At 62.6% G+C, this 350-nt stretch carries 1 protein-coding gene; it reads right to left on the reverse strand.

Annotation, left to right across the window (positions count from 1 at the left end; translation table 11 throughout):
• On the reverse strand, window positions 1-350 hold a 350-nt coding region (locus tag AC5ZG1_RS44850; RefSeq protein WP_496136632.1), incomplete at both ends, for an ATP-binding cassette domain-containing protein.

Raw genomic sequence — 350 nt, forward strand, 5'->3', positions numbered from 1 at the left:
GGAAAGTTTTGTCGGGCTGCGTTCCAACAGCGTCTCGATGCCGAGCAGGTCGATGATATGATCGAAACTCTCGCCGCGTGCCGCCCTCGGTGCGAACCAGCGCCCGTAGGTAAGATTGGCGCGAACGCTCAAATGCGGGAACAGCCGTGCCTCCTGGAAGACATAACCGAAACGGCGACGGTGTTTCGGGACGAAGATCCCAGCTGCGGTTTCGGTCAAGGTTTCGCCGTCAAGTGCGACGCGGCCCTCATCCGGCCGGGCGAGACCGGCAATGATGCGGATCAGTGAGGTCTTGCCGGAGCCGGAGCGGCCGAACAATGCGGTCACACCGCCTTCGGAGGTGAAGGCCG

The organism is Bradyrhizobium sp. Leo78 (genome assembly GCF_059512425.1).